This window comes from Spectribacter acetivorans (genome assembly GCF_031846305.1).
Lineage (GTDB): Bacteria > Pseudomonadota > Gammaproteobacteria > Nevskiales > Salinisphaeraceae > Spectribacter > Spectribacter acetivorans.
In genome coordinates, this window is the sequence record NZ_JAVRHY010000043.1 from 1 (window position 1) to 364 (window position 364).

At 60.4% G+C, this 364-nt stretch carries 1 protein-coding gene; it reads left to right on the forward strand.

Annotation, left to right across the window (positions count from 1 at the left end; genetic code table 11):
• Positions 1–364 (forward strand): DDE-type integrase/transposase/recombinase (locus RM531_RS16010; RefSeq protein ID WP_311660729.1); only part of this gene is annotated, 364 nt, incomplete at both ends.

A 364-nucleotide genomic window follows, 5' to 3' on the forward strand; every position in this document is an offset into this window, starting at 1 on the left:
TATCACCGAGATCAAGACCGGCGAGGGCAAGCTATTTCTATGCGTGGTGCTGGATCTGTTCAGCAACATCGTGCTCGGCTGGTCCATGCACCACCGCCAGGATCGCCGCATGGTGATGCGGGCGGTAGAGATGGCCATCTGGCAACGCCAGGGCGGCTGGTCGGTGATCTTGCATTCAGATCGCGGCAGCCAGTTTCTCAGCGGCGATTACCAGCGTCTGCTCAAGCAGCACACCCTGATCTGCTCAATGAGTGCGGTCGGCCACTGCGGGGATAACGCGCCCTGCGAGGGCTTTTTCGGGATACTTAAGCGCGAGCGCATCCAGCACGCGAGGTATCTGACACTGGATGCCGCCAGAGCGGAT